The 14,895-nt window shown below is 70.9% G+C and carries 15 protein-coding genes and 2 riboswitches; of the genes, 5 read left to right on the top strand and 10 right to left on the bottom strand.

The features are described 5' to 3' along the window. Positions 1 to 22: 22 nt before the first annotated feature. The gene (locus OHA21_RS15695) at positions 23 to 1,612 is read left to right on the top strand and encodes a helix-turn-helix domain-containing protein (protein WP_328474627.1); all 1,590 of its coding nucleotides are present in this window, start codon (positions 23 to 25) and stop codon (positions 1,610 to 1,612) included. A 52-nt stretch (positions 1,613 to 1,664) separates the two neighbouring features. Next, positions 1,665 to 1,867: riboswitch (cobalamin riboswitch) on the top strand. Further along, positions 1,866 to 2,825, top strand: coding sequence for a MerR family transcriptional regulator (locus OHA21_RS15690; RefSeq protein ID WP_328474625.1), 960 nt, complete (start codon positions 1,866 to 1,868; stop codon positions 2,823 to 2,825). It overlaps the preceding riboswitch by 2 nt. On the opposite strand, the gene OHA21_RS15685 is transcribed toward OHA21_RS15690, so the two are convergent. From OHA21_RS15685 to metE, 4 genes are all read right to left on the bottom strand, one after another. Continuing rightward, a complete protein-coding gene (locus OHA21_RS15685; protein WP_328474623.1) occupies positions 2,815 to 3,567 on the bottom strand; it encodes an ABC transporter permease in 753 nt (250 codons plus the stop codon). The two genes, OHA21_RS15690 and OHA21_RS15685, sit on opposite strands and share 11 nt — an antisense overlap. After that, entirely contained in the window at positions 3,564 to 4,490 is a 927-nt protein-coding gene (locus OHA21_RS15680) for an ABC transporter permease (RefSeq protein WP_328474621.1), read from the bottom strand. The genes OHA21_RS15685 and OHA21_RS15680 overlap by 4 nt, the downstream gene beginning before the upstream one ends. Continuing rightward, positions 4,487 to 6,007, bottom strand: coding sequence for an ABC transporter substrate-binding protein (locus tag OHA21_RS15675; protein ID WP_328474619.1), 1,521 nt, complete (start codon positions 6,005 to 6,007; stop codon positions 4,487 to 4,489). Before OHA21_RS15675 ends, OHA21_RS15680 begins: the two co-directional genes overlap by 4 nt. Positions 6,008 to 6,249: 242 nt before the next feature. After that, entirely contained in the window at positions 6,250 to 8,487 is a 2,238-nt protein-coding gene (metE, locus tag OHA21_RS15670) for a 5-methyltetrahydropteroyltriglutamate--homocysteine S-methyltransferase (RefSeq protein ID WP_328474617.1), read from the bottom strand. A gap of 111 nt (positions 8,488 to 8,598) precedes the next feature. Further along, positions 8,599 to 8,812, bottom strand: a riboswitch (cobalamin riboswitch). Positions 8,813 to 8,819: 7 nt separating this feature from the next. Between metE and OHA21_RS15665 the strand changes: the two genes are divergently transcribed. Then, positions 8,820 to 8,957 (top strand): hypothetical protein, encoded by a 138-nt coding sequence (locus OHA21_RS15665; RefSeq protein WP_328474615.1) that lies wholly within the window; start codon positions 8,820 to 8,822, stop codon positions 8,955 to 8,957. Between the two features lie 26 nt (positions 8,958 to 8,983). Here the strand turns inward: OHA21_RS15665 and OHA21_RS15660 are convergent, their stop codons facing one another. From OHA21_RS15660 to OHA21_RS15650, 3 genes are all read right to left on the bottom strand, one after another. After that, positions 8,984 to 9,484, bottom strand: coding sequence for an acyl-CoA thioesterase (locus OHA21_RS15660; protein WP_328478427.1), 501 nt, complete (start codon positions 9,482 to 9,484; stop codon positions 8,984 to 8,986). 265 nt (positions 9,485 to 9,749) lie between these two features. Continuing rightward, entirely contained in the window at positions 9,750 to 9,983 is a 234-nt protein-coding gene (locus OHA21_RS15655) for a hypothetical protein (protein WP_328474613.1), read from the bottom strand. 112 nt (positions 9,984 to 10,095) lie between these two features. Beyond that, positions 10,096 to 10,668, bottom strand: a complete 573-nt coding sequence (locus OHA21_RS15650) for a hypothetical protein (RefSeq protein WP_328474611.1) — start codon at positions 10,666 to 10,668, stop codon at positions 10,096 to 10,098. A gap of 53 nt (positions 10,669 to 10,721) precedes the next feature. On the opposite strand from OHA21_RS15650, the gene OHA21_RS15645 reads away from it, so the two are divergent. Next, positions 10,722 to 10,952 (top strand): hypothetical protein, encoded by a 231-nt coding sequence (locus tag OHA21_RS15645; RefSeq protein ID WP_328474609.1) that lies wholly within the window; start codon positions 10,722 to 10,724, stop codon positions 10,950 to 10,952. A gap of 116 nt (positions 10,953 to 11,068) precedes the next feature. Here the strand turns inward: OHA21_RS15645 and OHA21_RS15640 are convergent, their stop codons facing one another. The 3 genes from OHA21_RS15640 to OHA21_RS15630 all read right to left on the bottom strand — a co-directional run bounded on the left by OHA21_RS15640 (position 11,069) and on the right by OHA21_RS15630 (position 14,515). Beyond that, entirely contained in the window at positions 11,069 to 12,544 is a 1,476-nt protein-coding gene (locus tag OHA21_RS15640; protein WP_328474606.1) for a hypothetical protein, read from the bottom strand. 1,028 nt (positions 12,545 to 13,572) lie between these two features. Continuing rightward, entirely contained in the window at positions 13,573 to 13,917 is a 345-nt protein-coding gene (locus OHA21_RS15635) for a hypothetical protein (protein ID WP_328474604.1), read from the bottom strand. A 7-nt stretch (positions 13,918 to 13,924) separates the two neighbouring features. Next, entirely contained in the window at positions 13,925 to 14,515 is a 591-nt protein-coding gene (locus OHA21_RS15630) for a hypothetical protein (protein ID WP_328474602.1), read from the bottom strand. A 93-nt stretch (positions 14,516 to 14,608) separates the two neighbouring features. Here OHA21_RS15630 and OHA21_RS15625 point away from each other — a divergent pair, with 93 nt between their 5' ends. Continuing rightward, the gene (locus tag OHA21_RS15625) at positions 14,609 to 14,845 is read left to right on the top strand and encodes a hypothetical protein (protein ID WP_328474600.1); all 237 of its coding nucleotides are present in this window, start codon (positions 14,609 to 14,611) and stop codon (positions 14,843 to 14,845) included. Positions 14,846 to 14,895 lie beyond the last annotated feature (50 nt).

Genomic DNA, 14,895 nt, shown 5'->3' with positions numbered 1-14,895 from the left:
TTGCTGTGCGCAGACTGCCGTTTTGTTTAGGGGCGTACCGATCTCCTCCCTGTTTCCCGCCGACGCGACCGAAGCCCCGCCGATTCCGGCGGCGCGATCGGACTCGACGGGGCATCCCCGCCGCCCGCTGCTGATCTGGGTCCGCACCGGCACCGCGCACGTGCGCATCGACGGCGACGCGGTGTTCCACCTCACCGCCGGGCAGGGCACCTGGATTCCCGCGGCCGGGTGGGACCACCGCGCGATCATCACCGAGCCAGGCACCGTCGCCTTCCCCCTGTGGTTCCACCCGGGTGCCGACGGGCCGCCGGAAACGACCCGCTTCGAAGTCCCCGACGGTTGGCAGGACTGGCTGATCCAGCACTTCAACCTGCAGGTCACCCCGCTGAGCGGTCACGGCTACTTCCAGGACGCGATCACCGATCTGCTACGCCGTCCCCGAGTAGGCCCGCCTGCGCCTGCGCCCACCTTCACTGTGCCGGAGATGCCGAGAGCCGCCGGCGCCCGAGCGGTGGCCGAGCAGCTGCTCCGCGACCCCGCGATCGACCTCACCGTCGAGCAGTGGGCGAGCAAGGCGCTCTCCAGCCCGCGAACCCTGCGCCGCGCCTTCCTCACCGGCACCGGACTCACCTTCGAGCAGTGGCGGCTGCGCCACCGGCTGATCGCGGCCGTCGAGTTCCTGGCCGCGGGATACGACGCCGACCAGGTGGCCGCCCGGGTAGGGTTCGCCAGCCGCAACGGCTTCACTCGCGCCTTCAAGCAGCAGTACGGGCTGACACCGCACGACTTCAGCAGGAAGCTCGCCGCCAGTTCCGCCCGTGTCGACCTGACACCGCGCGCCACCCTGGCACGTCAGACCGAGCAGCTCATGCGCCTGGTACGAGGCGACGGGTCATTCGCTACCGGATCCGATCCGCTGCCCGCCGCCCGCACCTCCCCGCATGCCAACCACGTGCACGTCCTGACCTGGATGTACCGCGGCAGCGGATACCTCGACATCGGCGAACGCCGTCACGAACGACACCGCGGCGTTGCGACCTGGATCCCCGCGGGCCTCAAACACATCACCGGTCTGCGCGAGAACTCCATCTCACTGCCCCTCGGCAACGCCGGCACCGCCGACCTCCAGCTCACCGAGCCGCTCCAGGTGCAGTTCTCACCCGCCTGGGACGACTACCTGATGCACTGCTCGATCAGCGCCCGATCGGGACTGCACCCCGACGACTACGATCCCCGGCACATCCTCGACCTGTTCGCCGAACAGGTCGTCACGCAACGAGCGCTGTCGGTGCCGATGCCCACCGATCCGCGTGCGCGCGCGGCGGCGATGGACTACCTGCGCCACATCGACGTCACCCACGAACCGGCCGCGTTCGACGTCCCCGCCCAGGTTCACCGGGCCTTCCGCGACCAGACCGGCATGACCTTCGCCCGCTGGCGCTACGCCGCCCGCATGCGCATCGCCCGTGACCTGCTGCTCGGCGGCGCCAGGCCCAGCGCCGTGTCCCGCCGCGTCGGCTACGCCCACCTGCCGACGTTCAGCACCGCCTTCACCCGCTTCCACGGCCTCTCGCCACGCGAATACCAGGAACGCGAGGCTGAGACATCCTGATCGTCAGCGGCTGAAGCGGTGACCGGGTGCCCCGCCGGGCCCCGGCCGGTTCTAGACTGGACGGGCAGCTGGTTCGCCCGTCCCGCAAGGCCGGGCGTCGCAAGAGGGAACCCGGTGTGAATCCGGGACTGCCCCGCAGCGGTGAGTGGGAACGACCGCCGTCAACGCACTGGGCGCAACGCCCGGGAAGCGACGGCCAGTAGGAACGAGCAGGGCGCCCACGAGTCCGAAGACCTGCCACTGCCCACGCCGGATGAGGCGCGGTGTGATCGGTGACCTCGAGGGCGGGTCGGCGGTGGGAGAAGAGGACTACGCGGTGCCGCACGTGCAGGAGCGGCTGAGTGCCGGGACACTGGCCCGGCGCCTCGGCGTCGCCACGACGACGTTGCGGACCTGGCATCAGCGCTACGGGCTCGGCCCCACCGGTCACGAATCCGGCCGGCACCGTCGCTACACGGCACATGACGTCGCCGCCCTGACCGTTATGGCGCAGCTGACCACACGAGGCGTGCCCGCTGCCGAGGCGGCCCGGCTCGCCCGCCGCGAAACCACCACCAGCCTCGCCGCGCATCCACATCGCAATCCCGGCACCGACGCCGAGGCCCGCGGCCTGGCCCGCGCCGCCCGCCGCCTGGATGTGCTGACCCTGCGCGAAACGCTGAGCGGCGCGGTCGCCGCGCACGGTGTCGTGCACACCTACCACACGCTCGCCGGTCCCGCCTTCACCCACCTCAGCCAGGGCCGGTACGCCGAGACACGCAAAACCCTCGCCCGGCGCCTACTCGCCCGCACGCTGAGCGAGGTCTTCGCCGCCGTTGCACGCCCGCCCTCCGGGACTCCGGTCCGGGTGCTCCTGGTCGCTGCCGACGGCCGTCGCGACGTGACCGCCATCGACGCCCTGGCGGCCGCGCTGGCCGAGACCGGCACGGGTTCGGTGCACCTCGGCGCCGGCCTGCCTCCCGATGTGCTCGCCGACGCGGTGGCCCGCCACCGGCCCGCCGCCGTCGCGGTGTGGAGCCATGTCTGGCGGCCGGTGATACCCGTCTTGCTGACGGCGTTGAACGGTGTTCCGGACTGGCGGCCCAGCATCGTGGCCGCGGGACAAGGCTGGCCGCCGAGCAGCGAGCGACTGCGCTGTCCGACTCTGGCTGACGCCGTCGCCGCGGTGACCGGCCTCGTCGAGGGCGAAGGGCCGTCACCGCCTAACGGGTGAGGCGGCGCCCGAGGACTGTTGCGCACGTCGCCGTGATCACCACTGCCGCGGCCGGCGCCAGGACCAGGTGCGGGCTGGTGAACAGGTGGTTGCGTCCCTCGGCGACCATCGCGCCCCACTCCGGGGTGGGCGGCTGCACGCCGAGGCCGAGGAAGGACAGCCCGGAGACGGTGAGCAGGGTTCCCGCGAACCGCAGCAACAGGTGGGCGAGCAGCGGTTCGGCGATGTTGGGCGCGATGTGCCGGGCCAGGATTCGCGCCGTTCCCGCGCCCAGCGACCGGGCCGCCACCACATACTCCTGTTTCGCTTCGCGCAGAGTCAGGTGGTACGCCTGCCGGGCGAACGGCGTCCAGCCGACCGCGCACACCGCGGCCAGGATCGATGGTAGTCCGGGCCCGGAGATAGCGGCCGCGAGCAGCCCGACCAGGATCGTGGGGAGGGCGGCGACCAGGTCGGCGGCCCGGACCACCGACCGGGCGCCGAGGACTGCCGCGGCCGCTCCCACCACGGTCCCGGCCACGCCGGTGACCAGCAGCGTCGCCACGGTCAGGCCGAGCGTGACCCGGGCGCCGGAGAACAGCCGCGCGGCGACGTCGCGGCCGAGCTGGTCGGTGCCGAGGGGGTGGGCGAGCGATGGTGACTCGAGTACGGAGGAGTAGTCGGCGGCAAGAGGATCGGGCAGCGCGAGAGCCGCCGTGACCACAAGAATGGCAGCACCGGCAGCCGCAAGCCGGAACTTCACCGGGCCACCGGGTCCAGGGCCAGCTGCGCGGCTTCGGAGAGAACTCCGGCGATCAGGGCGATGGCGATGACCGTCAGGGTTCCGGCCTGGATCACCGGCAGGTCCTGGGCCAGAACCGCGTCATAGAGCAACCGCCCCAGCCCGGGAATCCCGAAGATCACTTCGACGACGACGGAGCCGCCGATCAGCGCGGCCACGAACATGCCGGACAGCGACAGCACCGACGTGGTGGCAAGCCGGGCGCCGTGGCGCCACAGCACCCAGCCCGGCGGCAGGCCTTTGGCCCGGGCGGTGCGCACATGCGGGCGGCGCAGCACGGCCACGGTCTCGGCCCGGATCAGCTGGGTGGCAAGAGCGGCCGGGTAGACGGCGAGGGTCACGACCGGAAGCACGAGATGCGCCGGGGTGCCCCAGCCGATCGCGGGCACCGCTGCGGCCTGCACGGCGAACACCAGCACCAGTACCGGGGCGATGACGAACTCCGGGACGGACACCCCGACGATGCCGGCGCCGGTCACGACCCGGTCGAGCAGGCCACCGGGCCGGCGGCCGGCGTACACCCCGGCGGGGATGCCGAACAGCAGCGCGAGAAGCAGGGCGAGGACGGCGAGCAGCATGGAGACCAGCAACGCCTCGCCGACCTGTGCGGCGACCGGGGTCCGGGTAACGAAGGACAGGCCCAGATCGCCGCGGACGGCGGCGGCGAGCCAGCGCAGGTACTGCTCAGCTGCCGAGCCGTCCAAGCCGAACTCGGCGGCGACGCGCGACTGCATGGCCGGGTCCGGCACGGCGTCGGCAGTCCTCGTTCGTAGCACGGTGCGGACCGTGTCGGCCCCGGTGAGCCGCGGCAACGCGAACACCAGGACCGACGCGGCCAGCAGGGCCGGCGGCAGCACCAGCAGCCGCCGCACCAGCACGGTCACCCGGCGGGCTCGAGGTGCGGCAGCACTGGCCGGACACCGAGCGGGTCCGGGACGAAGCCGGTGACACCGCGGGACCCGGCGGTGTTGTTCGGATGCACGATCATCACGCCGACCGCTTGCTCGGTGAGCATCGCGGCGGCGTCGGCGAAGATCTTCTGACGGGCACCGACGTCACTGGTGGTGGACAGCCCGGCGACGAGCCGGTCGAACTCGGCGGAGCAGAAGTGGTCGATGTTGTAGCTGCCCTTGCAGGTGTAGTCCGAGGTGAGCACGCTGGCGGCGTCGGCGAAATCGGACAGGTAGCTGCGCGAGTTGAGGAACATGTCGAAGTCACCGGCGAGCACCTTCGGCTCTTGCGCCGAGTAGTCGCCGACGGTCACCTCGACCTTGATGCCGGCTTCGCCGAGCATCGACTGGACGGCGGTGGCCAGGACCGGCATCTCCGGCCGGTTCGGAAACGTCCACAGCCGTACCGTCAAGGAGGAGTGACCCGCTTCGGCCAGCAACCGCTTCGCCGTGGCCGGGTCCGCGGCCGGCGGCGGGGTCTTCACGCCCCACGGCACCGCCGGGCCGAACAGGTCGGCAGCCGAGGCTGCCGCACCGCCGAGGACCTGCGTGGCCAGCACGTTGCGGTCGATCGCGGCGGTCACCGCCTGCCGGACCTTCAGGTCGGAGAACGGCTTCGCCGATTGATTCAAGAGCAGTTCGACGGTACGCGCGGCGGGGTACGAAACGACCTCCGCGCCGGCTGCCTTCACCTGCTCGACGCTGGCGTGCGGCAGTCCTTCGGCGAACTGGACGTCGCCGGACTGCAGTGCCAGGGCCCGGCTCTGCGGGTCGGTGACGTAACGGACGGTAACTTTTCCGGTGGCCGGTTTGGTGCCCCAGTAGGTCTCGTTGCGCTCCAGCACCGCCGAGTCGGCGCCGCTGATCGAGGTCAGGACGTACGGTCCGGTGGCGGTGCGCAGCACGGTGGGTTGTTTGCCGGCAACATAGGCGGACGGCGCGAGGATGCCCAGGTTGCCGCTGCTCATCCGCAGCGGCAGCGTCGGGTCGGGTTGTGCGGTGCTGATCGTGACGGCGTCGGCGCCGTCGGCCTTGACGGTCAGTCCGGTGTCGCGCACCGAGCGGGGCGGCGCGGTCACGCCGGTGATGTAGGTCAGGGCGGTGACCACGGCGTCCGGGGTCAGGGGTGTGCCGTCGTGGAAGGTGACGCCCTGACGCAGCGTGAACCGCCAGGTCTTCGGGTCGCTGGTCTTCTCCCAGGCGGTGGCCAGACCCGCTGTGGGCTGCGCGTTGGCGTCGACGGTGGTCAGCGTCTCGGCGACGCCGAGGGTCATCAGCAGCGCACCGTCGTCGGCGTCGAAGGCGTACGCGGAGCGGGGCGGGAACTGCATGGCGACGGTGATCTCACCGTTGGCGCTGGAGGCCGTGGGGGAGGCGCCGCCGGAACAGGCGCTGAGCACGAGCAGCAGTGCGGCTGCGGCCGTAAGCCGCAGCCGGGCAGGTGAGAACACGGGTACCTCTCCGGGAGCGTCGCGTCCCTGGGTCAGGTGTACGAGACGGCGCCGGGTCTGACTTCTCCCGCGGAGCAGGAGTCACAGTGGCGCGACCGTGCCGGGCTTGCACCGGCTTCCGACTGCCGTCATTTGCGTTGTGAAGTTTAGGCCATCGACCAGTAATGATCTTGTTCGCGTCGATCTGTCCTGGTGGGGCGGGGCGGAGCCCGGCAAAGCTCCGCCCCGCTTCGAGGGGTGGATCAGTTGGCGCGCAGCGAGGTCGCCGCGGCGACCAGGTGGCGCAGCGAGGCTTCCACCTCCGGGTAGCCGCGGGTCTTCAGGCCACAGTCCGGGTTGACCCACAGCCGCGACACGGGCACCGCGGCGATAGCCCGGCGCAGCGCCTCGGTGACCTCGTCCTGCGACGGCACCCGCGGAGAGTGGATGTCCCACACGCCCGGTCCGACGCCCCGGCCGTAGCCGATGGCGGCCAGATCTCCGAGGACCTCCATCTTGGAACGCGACGCCTCGATGCTGGTGACGTCCGCGTCGAGCGCGTCGATCGCGGTGATCACCTCACCGAACTCGGAGTAGCACAGGTGGGTGTGCACCTGCGTGTCGTCGGCGACCCCGCTAGTGGCCAGCCGGAACGACCCGACCGCCCACTCCAGGTACGCCTTCTGGTCCTGGCTGCGCAGCGGGAGTGTCTCGCGCAGCGCGGGCTCGTCCACCTGGATCACCTTGATGCCGGCGGCCTGCAGGTCGGCGCACTCGTCGCGCAGCGCCAGGGCCACCTGGTCGGCGGTATCGGCCAGGGGCTGGTCGGTGCGCACGAACGACCAGGCCAGGATGGTGACCGGTCCGGTGAGCATGCCCTTGACCGGCCTGCTGGTCAGCGACTGCGCGTACGTCGACCACTCGACGGTCATCGGCTGTTTACGGGCGACATCGCCGTACAGCAGCGGCGGGCGTACGCAGCGCGAGCCGTAGGACTGCACCCACCCGTGGTCGGTGGCGGCGAACCCGTCGAGCTGCTCGCCGAAGTACTGCACCATGTCGTTGCGCTCGGGCTCGCCGTGCACGAGCACGTCCAGGCCGAGTTGCTCCTGCAGCCGGATCACGTGCTCCACCTCGGCACGCATCCGCTGCTGGTAGCCGTCGGCATCGAGGGTGCCGGCGCGCAGCCGTGCGCGTGCCGTGCGCAGCTCAGCGGTCTGCGGGAAGGAGCCGATCGTGGTGGTCGGCAGGTCCGGCAGGTTCAGCCGCGCCTGCTGGGCGGCGGCCCGCTCGGCGTAGGCGCCTCGTTGCCGGTCGGCGGGCGAGAGCGCGGCCAGGCGGGCACGCACGTCACTGTTGTGCCATCCGGCCGGGGCAGAGGGCAGGGGTACGGGTACGTGCGCCGTGCCGTCGCGCAGCGCTGTGCCGAGCAGCACCACCTCGTCGACCTTCTGCCGGGCGAACGCCAGCCGCTCGAACAGCTCCGGCGCCAGCCGGGTCTCCACCGACAGGTCCACCGGCACGTGCAGCAGCGAACAGGAACTGGAGATCGCGACGTGGTCGGCCAGGGCCGTGACCGTGGCACCCGTGGTGATCGCGGCTCGCAGGTCGGTACGCCAGACGTTGTGGCCGTCCACCAGCCCGGCCACGATCGTCCGGCCGCCCAGCGGGCCGGCCGCGGCGAGCCGCTGCAGGTTGCCGGGCCCGGCGACCAGGTCGATGCCGAGGGCTTCGACCGGGGTTTCGAGCAGGGCCGGCAGCGCGTTGCCGAGCTCACCGAAGTAGGTGGCGACGAAGATCCGCGGCCGGTGCTCCAGTTCCCCGAGGCGCGTGTAGGCGGCTCTGAGGGCGTCGATCTCGGCCGGCGTGCGGTCCATCACGTAGGCCGGCTCGTCGAGCTGAACCCAGGCGACGCCGGCCTCGGCGAGGGCGGTGAGAATCCGGGCGTAGGTGTCGAGCAGGTCGTCGAGGCGGGCGAACGGGTCGTCGCCCTTGGCGAGGAGCAGGAACGTGGCCGGGCCGACCAGCACCGGCCGCGTGGTGATACCGAGAGCCTTCGCTTCCCCGTACTCGGCGAGGGGTTTTGTGGGGTTGGGGGTGAAATCGGTGTCCGGGGTGATCTCCGGGACCAGGTAGTGGTAGTTCGTGCCGAACCACTTGGTCAGTTCCAGGGCCGGCTCGGTGTCGGCACCCCGCGCCATCGCGAAGTAGGTGTCCAGGTCGGACAGGCCGAGCCGGGCGAACCGGGCCGGGATCGCGCCGACGGCGACGGCCGTGTCCAGGACGTGGTCGTAGTAGGAGAACGTGTTCGACGGGATGCTGTCGAGGCGGGCGTTGCGCAGCTGCTGCCACACCTCGGCCCGCAGCCCGGCGGCAGTCGTCTCCAGTTCGCCGGCGTCGATCCGGCCGGCCCAGTAGGCCTCGACGGCCTTCTTCAGTTCACGGTTGGCGCCGATGCGCGGGTAGCCGAGCACGGTGCTCTGACCGAATGAGGTGCTCACCAGGGGATCCTTCCCTCGAAGTGCCCAGCGGACGCACGCGAGGCAGGGGAAGGCGCGGCAGGGCCGGCTTCCGCCCTGGCCCTCCCGAGAGACCGCCGGCGGCGCACACCGGCGGTGTGCGCAGCGCTGGCAGGTCTTCGGACTTGCGGGCATGACCGTTTCCGGTCGCCTACTGGCCGTCGCTTCCCAGACCCGTGCGGGTCCAGTGCTTGATGACGGCGGTCGTTCCCACTCACCGCTGCGGGGCAGTCCCGGTCTCACACCGGGTTCCCTCTTACGACGCCGCACCTGGCAGGCACAGCGAACCAGCACCGCGAGCCATCCTAATGGCTGTGGCCCAGGCGTTGGTCATCGCGCAGGCCCGGCTCGCCCAGATCGAGGCGGTCCTCGCCGCCTCGGAGACCGACTGCCACGCGTGCGAGCGGATCGCCGAGATCCTCAACACCCCGGTCGAACGGCGTCGCTCCTGACCGAGAGCGCTCGCCGTACGGGCCCGTCAGGCCAGGACCTCTTCGCCGGCGCTGTCAGCGAGCGCCTGGCGCAGGGCGAGGCGGTGGCGGCGGTGGATCTCCGCCTGCCGGAACGCGTGCCGGTCGGCGGCGCTCTCCGTTTGCAGCGGCGGGACCGGCCGTGGCTTGCCGTCGTCGTCGACGGCCACCATGACCAGGTGCGAGGTGACCACATTGGTGGCCGGAACGGCCCGGTCCCACCGGTCGGCGGTGACCTTGACGGCGACCTCCATCGAGCTGCGCCCGGCCCAGGTGACGCGTGCGGTGACGTGCACCACGTCCCCTACCCGCACTGCCTGCAGCAACGCGGTCTCGTCCATGGCAGCGGTCACGGCCGGGCCGTCGGAGTGCCGGGGCGAACGGCACCACGGCGATCGGCCGGGTGCGGCACGCGTACGGCTCACCCGCGAGGCCGACGGCAAGCGCGCACGCCCATCGCGTGCGCGGCGCAGGCAGGTCTTCGGACTTGCGGGCCCCGGTGGGGGCATGCCGGCGCTGTCCGGCAGCATAGCCGCGACAGAAACGAGGACTTGGGTGACTCAGGACATGCGTGCCGGCTGCACGGTGGCGGTCTGCCGTGACTGCTGCTGTGGCAGTACCCGTAAACACCCGCTGGTGGATCATGCCGGGTAGGTGGACCGGTTGCGGGCCGCCGACGGCGCCGAAGTGCGGGTAAGGACCAGCTTGTGTCTGGACGTGTGCGCGCAAGCGAACGTGGGTGCGTTTTTCTCTGAGTGACTTCCTCGATCCCGGTCAGGCGGCGAGGTCGTATTGGTGCTGGTAGCGGTTGGTGTGGGTGCGTTGGTGTTCTTGCTGGAGGTGGAACTTCCAGTAGGCGTCGAAGTCGCCGTTGGTGATCACGGCTCGGAGTAGGAGGACGGCTTCGGCGCCGGGCAGGCTCCAGCGGGCGCCGGTGATCGCGAGGCGGTCCTTCACCAGATAACGGCAGGCACCTTCGATCACGCCGGTCGCGATGGGCCAGCCCATGGTCAGTGCGATCTGGTAGATGAGGTAGGGCTGTTTCGCGGTGAGGTAGTCGATGCAGCGTTCAGTCCGGGCGCCGCGGTGCAGGTCGCGGTGAGAGCGTTGTAGTGGCTGTTCAGGTCGGCGATGACCCGGGCTGGGTGGTGTTCGAGCAGGTCACGGGCGGCACGGGCGACGAAAAGCGGCTCGGCTGGGCTGGGTGGGGTGCAGGTCCTCGGCGGCTTTCCAGACGTATTCCAGGACGTGGACGAAGTCGAGGATCAGGGTTGATCCGGACGCCGTGGGCGTGGGCCTCGGCACGGATGCGGTCGATCTGGTGGTTGTTGCCGTCGACCAGCACAATCCAGCGGCGCAGGTGTTGCGGGTCGCGTTGCTCGGCCCGGTCGAACAATCTGGTGGTCATCGGGGCGGTGGAATCAACGACCGATGCGTCGACCTGGCGGTTGACGGCTCTCGGCCCGGGCCGGCGATCAGCGCGTTCGGTCGCGCCGGCGGGCATGACGTCGGCCGGGCCGCGGACGGCGGGGGCGGCGTCATAGACGGCGGTGACCACGGCCATCCGGGTCCGGCCGGTGCGTTCGCGGCAGGACAGCTGGGCCGATGGCGGTCGCGGCCCGTCGTGGTCCGGTGGGCTCTCGCGCAGCCCGGAATCGATCATGTTGACGCCGGTGGCGTCGATGCTGAGCACGTCCAGGTCCCGCGGCCCAACCCGCCGGGCCGGACGGCCGGGGCGGGAACCGGGTGCTGGGCATAGAAGTCGCGCACGTCCCGAGCGGCGTCGCTGGTGATCTGCATCAGCTGCCGGGTGCCGACCCGCGCCCCGAGGATCCGGTCCAGCTTCCGCGGGTCTATGAGACCGCCGCCGATGCCGCACTGGCGTGGACGCTGAGCACGTCCCCGCGGGGAAGCCCGTCGCTGGTGGCCCGGATGCTGCAGGACCTCCTCGACCGGACCAGCCGCCGCAATCCGTGACCGGCGGCCCCACATCGTTGTCTATCGGCCACTCGCGACAAAAGTCGACGCCTTACGGTGCCGGCGCGACATCGCGCGCAATTCCAACGGGCGACCGCCTGGTGATGCGGCGATGGTCAGGAGAGCTGGAAGGTGGTCCTGACCGGGCCGCCGGTGACCGCGTCGATCTTGAGCTGGTAGGCGGCCACCTGATGCCCGGCCCGGGGAAAGATCCAGCCGTATGGGCTGTTCCGGTCGCCGTGCCGGACCTCGGAGACCCGACCGGTGGTGCGGACCGTCAGGTGCCGGCCGGACGGGTGCCGGAAATTCAGGGTTCCGGAGATGCGTATCCAGCCCGGGTCGAGGTGCCAGTGCTGGGACCAGGCCGGCGCGCCGGTGAACGAGTCGGCGACCGTCATGCGCGCCTGGCGCGGTGAGACCGTGATGGCGCGCTGGTGCGGCATGCCGTACACCGTGTCGTTGACCCGGATCCGGTGGCGAGGGCCCTCGAAGTCGCTGGTGACCGTGCTCGTGGACCCGGCGGCGACGGTGGCGCCGGCCGGTGCGGCAACGTTCTGGCTTTCCGGCGTGAGCCGGTAGCGGGCCTTCTCATCGCGCGTGTTGTAGCTGTAGCGGCCGGTGCCGACGATGACTCTGACGCCCAGCGCCGTCCAGGTCACCCCGCCGGCGCGGTTCTCCTGTCCGTGCGCGCGGCGTCGCGGGCCGTACCGGACGGTGTAGTACGTGGCGTCCGGGTCGGTCCAGCTGCTGCGGCCGATGATCCAGCCGGTCTCGTCGTCGCGCAGCACGGGATCGTCCGTCGCCCGGCCCGGCGTGCCGGCCCGCAGTTCGGAGTCGCCGACCAGGACGATGTCGCCGTCCGGTTCGGTCATGTGACGGAAGACCCGGTGCGCCTTGCGTACCATGGCGCGGATCTGGATGGCCTCCTCGGCGTACCTGTCGAGTGACTCCAGCGCCTGTGCCGCGCTCTCCCACATGTGCGCGTTGATGCGCTGGTAGTAGGACGACTGCTCGTGCGCGACGCCCTGTGCGGAGAAGGCGAGCGGCGCCTCCGCCAGGATCCGGTCGACCGCGGTCCGGGTCCAGTCGGGCCGGCCGACGAGCTCGCCTGCGGAGATCATCGCGAGGTTCGCCATCAGGCCGTGGTTGTGTACCGGCCGGTGCGGCGGACCGTAGTACCGATTGTCGGTCAGTACCCGGACGTCGGCGGTCATGCCGGCCAGTAGCGAGGGGGATCGGGTGAGCGCGTAGAGGCAATTCTCCACCTGCAGGCGGCGTACCGCGGTTCCCTCGTCCCAGCCGTTCTTGCGCCGCATCGGGTCCGGATTGTGCAGGTGGAACTGCACCGCCTGCTGAACCAGGGTGGTGAGCGAGCCCAGCTGGCCGTCGCGGGCCGCCCGCAGAGCCAGCGGCGGCATCCACATCAGGCTCTGGTATCTCATCTGCCAGGTCGGGTCGGCCGCCGGCGGTCGGCGCCAGGACCGCTTCTTGATCTTCCCGACCGCGAACGGCGGGCCCGGCGGCATGTCGACGACGATCGGTTGACCGTCCGGGACCGGATCCGGCGCCGGACCGCGGCAGAGCCGTTTCACGTCGGGATCATCGACCGGGTCTGTGGGAAGCGACCTGATCACAGGTAACGGCCCCTGTTTCAGCGACCGCCGGGACGAGGCGACCTCGGTGACAGCCAACATGATCAGTAGGCCGAGGACGAGTCCCTGTGCAACACCGCGCATTCCGTTCTTCCCCCATGGTGAGACTGAGCACCGCATTGGTACTAAGGCCGTCCACAAGCGAGACGCGAACGGGCGGTCACCCGTGAGTTCACCGCTTGCCGACGGCCAGCCCGCCGCTCATGCCGTAGAGCCAGGCGGGCGAGGCGGCATACACGTCACGTAGATTCGGTTCCGGGTCCACAAACGCAGCTCCTGCCCGTCAGCTGTTACCGGTACGACTCACGAGCCGGTCGTCAAGTGACATCCGAAAGCAAGAAAGATCTTCAGGGCCGGCGGACCAGGGCGCACACCTCGGTGCGCGACGAGACGCCCACTCAGGGCAAGGCCAGCTCACGCAGAGTTCGTCCATCCGGTATCCAGAAGACGCTCAGTGCTACATCGGCCCGCTCGCTGGTCGGGCCGATGGCGTGGATGTTGACCCCCGGCTTGAAAGCGATCTGAAGTGCACGATCCCCTGATCTGAGCCCAGAGAGCACGGGGAGGAACCGGCGACGCGGACGACCTATGGGGCAGGCTGCGTGTCGCGGCGGTAACGGCGGCGTTCGCGGGTCCCGGGCCCGGACCGCCGCGCAGTGACGGTGCTGGTCCGTGCCGTCGACGACTCCCTCGACCGAGCCGTGGTTGCCGCCCGCGGCCTGCTGGTGGCCTGCCGTTCCGGTGACGACCAACGGCGGGTGCCACGTTCACCGTCGTGCGGGCGGCGCTACCCCGCCTTCACCCAGTCGCGGACCGGGACTGGATCTCTCGCACCCGCGCCCATCCGGCAGCCCTGCGCCGGGCGCACCCGTCAGCCGGTGCCGCTACCGGCAGCGCCGCCGCTGACCGGACCGCAACGCCGGTGCGATCGACTGCTTTCCGTCCCCTCAGGGGCGCACGGCAGTCCACTACCACTCGATCAGCGCGTTCGGTCGCGCCGGCGGGCATGACGTCGGGAACGAGTACCGGCCCTCGGGCAGGGCGAGCCGGGCGTCGGCCGGGTGCAGATTGGACACTCCCGGATGGCGGTAGGCGATCCGGGTGACCTCCACCCGGCCGAGCGTGGTCGACAGCAGCCGGGTATGCCCCGGCTCGGCCCGCCGCCGTGGCACCTGGTCGGCGCCGGTCACCTCCGGCAGCCGCCGTTCCGCGGCGGCGCGGGCGTCGAGGTGATCCTGCAACGCCTGGCGCAGCACGTCACGGCCGCAGCCGGCGATGAACTCCTCCACGGCGTGTTCCGGCCGGTCGGTCATCCGTGGGTCACTCAGCCGGGTGATCAATGCGTCGAATAAGGCACGGACGCGGCATAAGCGGCGTCGCCGGGCTCGGGACAGGGATATGGTGCCATCGGGTCTTCCTCGGGTCAGCCGGTTCTTCGACAAACCCAGGCCATCCAGGAAGACCACCACCTCGTCGGCGCCACTCCGGCCGGGTCACCCCGGGCGAGGAGCCGGAATCCTCCGACCGGGCGAACAGTCCCGGCTCTACTTCGCGCACGAGGCCCGCTGCCGCCAGCTTCTTCAACCGGTGCCGGACCCGCTCACCATGCCGGGCCACCGACGGATCCTCACCCAGCACGGCCACCACCTCCCGGCACCGCATCGGCCGCGCCGCGTCGGCCAGCACCACCAGCAACTGCTCCCCGAAGTCCCCGACCGGATCCCGGCCCGGCACTGCCGGCACCGGCTCCTCCGGCACGGTGACCAGCCCGGACAACACCTCCCGCGTGATCGCGAGGCGTTCGATCTCCCGCCGGCATTCCTCGATCAACCCCGTGATCTGCGCGGCCTCCTGCTCCAGCCGCAGCCACTCGGCCCGAGCCGCCGCCTCCCGCTCGGCCAGCAACCGCACGATCTGATCACCATCCACCCGCCCACCTCCACCGGGAACCGGTCAACCAACCCATACCAACCGGTCAGCGAAGGCCACAACGGGCGGACATCGATGCGCGTCGCGCAGCTCACTCAGGAAGAAACGCACCCATCGAACGTCGTGGTCGTGCATCCGACGCCGGCAGCCCGCCGCCAGGGTGCCCGGCCGGTGTGGTTCGGGCTGGTCCTGGACGATGTGATCGTCACCGACATCGCTGCCTGGGTGCGTGCCGGCGGTCCCGGGATCGCCGAGATGCCCGCGCCGCTGGCGCTGTCGGTCATCCGGGCACCCGCCGGACAATCCGATTGATCTCGGCGGGATGACACGCTCGACACACCATGTGGGGTAGGACTTTCGGC

It is taken from the genome of Actinoplanes sp. NBC_00393 (assembly GCF_036053395.1).
In the GTDB taxonomy this organism is placed as follows: Bacteria; Actinomycetota; Actinomycetes; order Mycobacteriales; family Micromonosporaceae; genus Actinoplanes.
The sequence above is the reverse complement of the archived record's forward strand: the minus strand, read 5'-3'. Positions and strand labels throughout refer to the sequence as shown.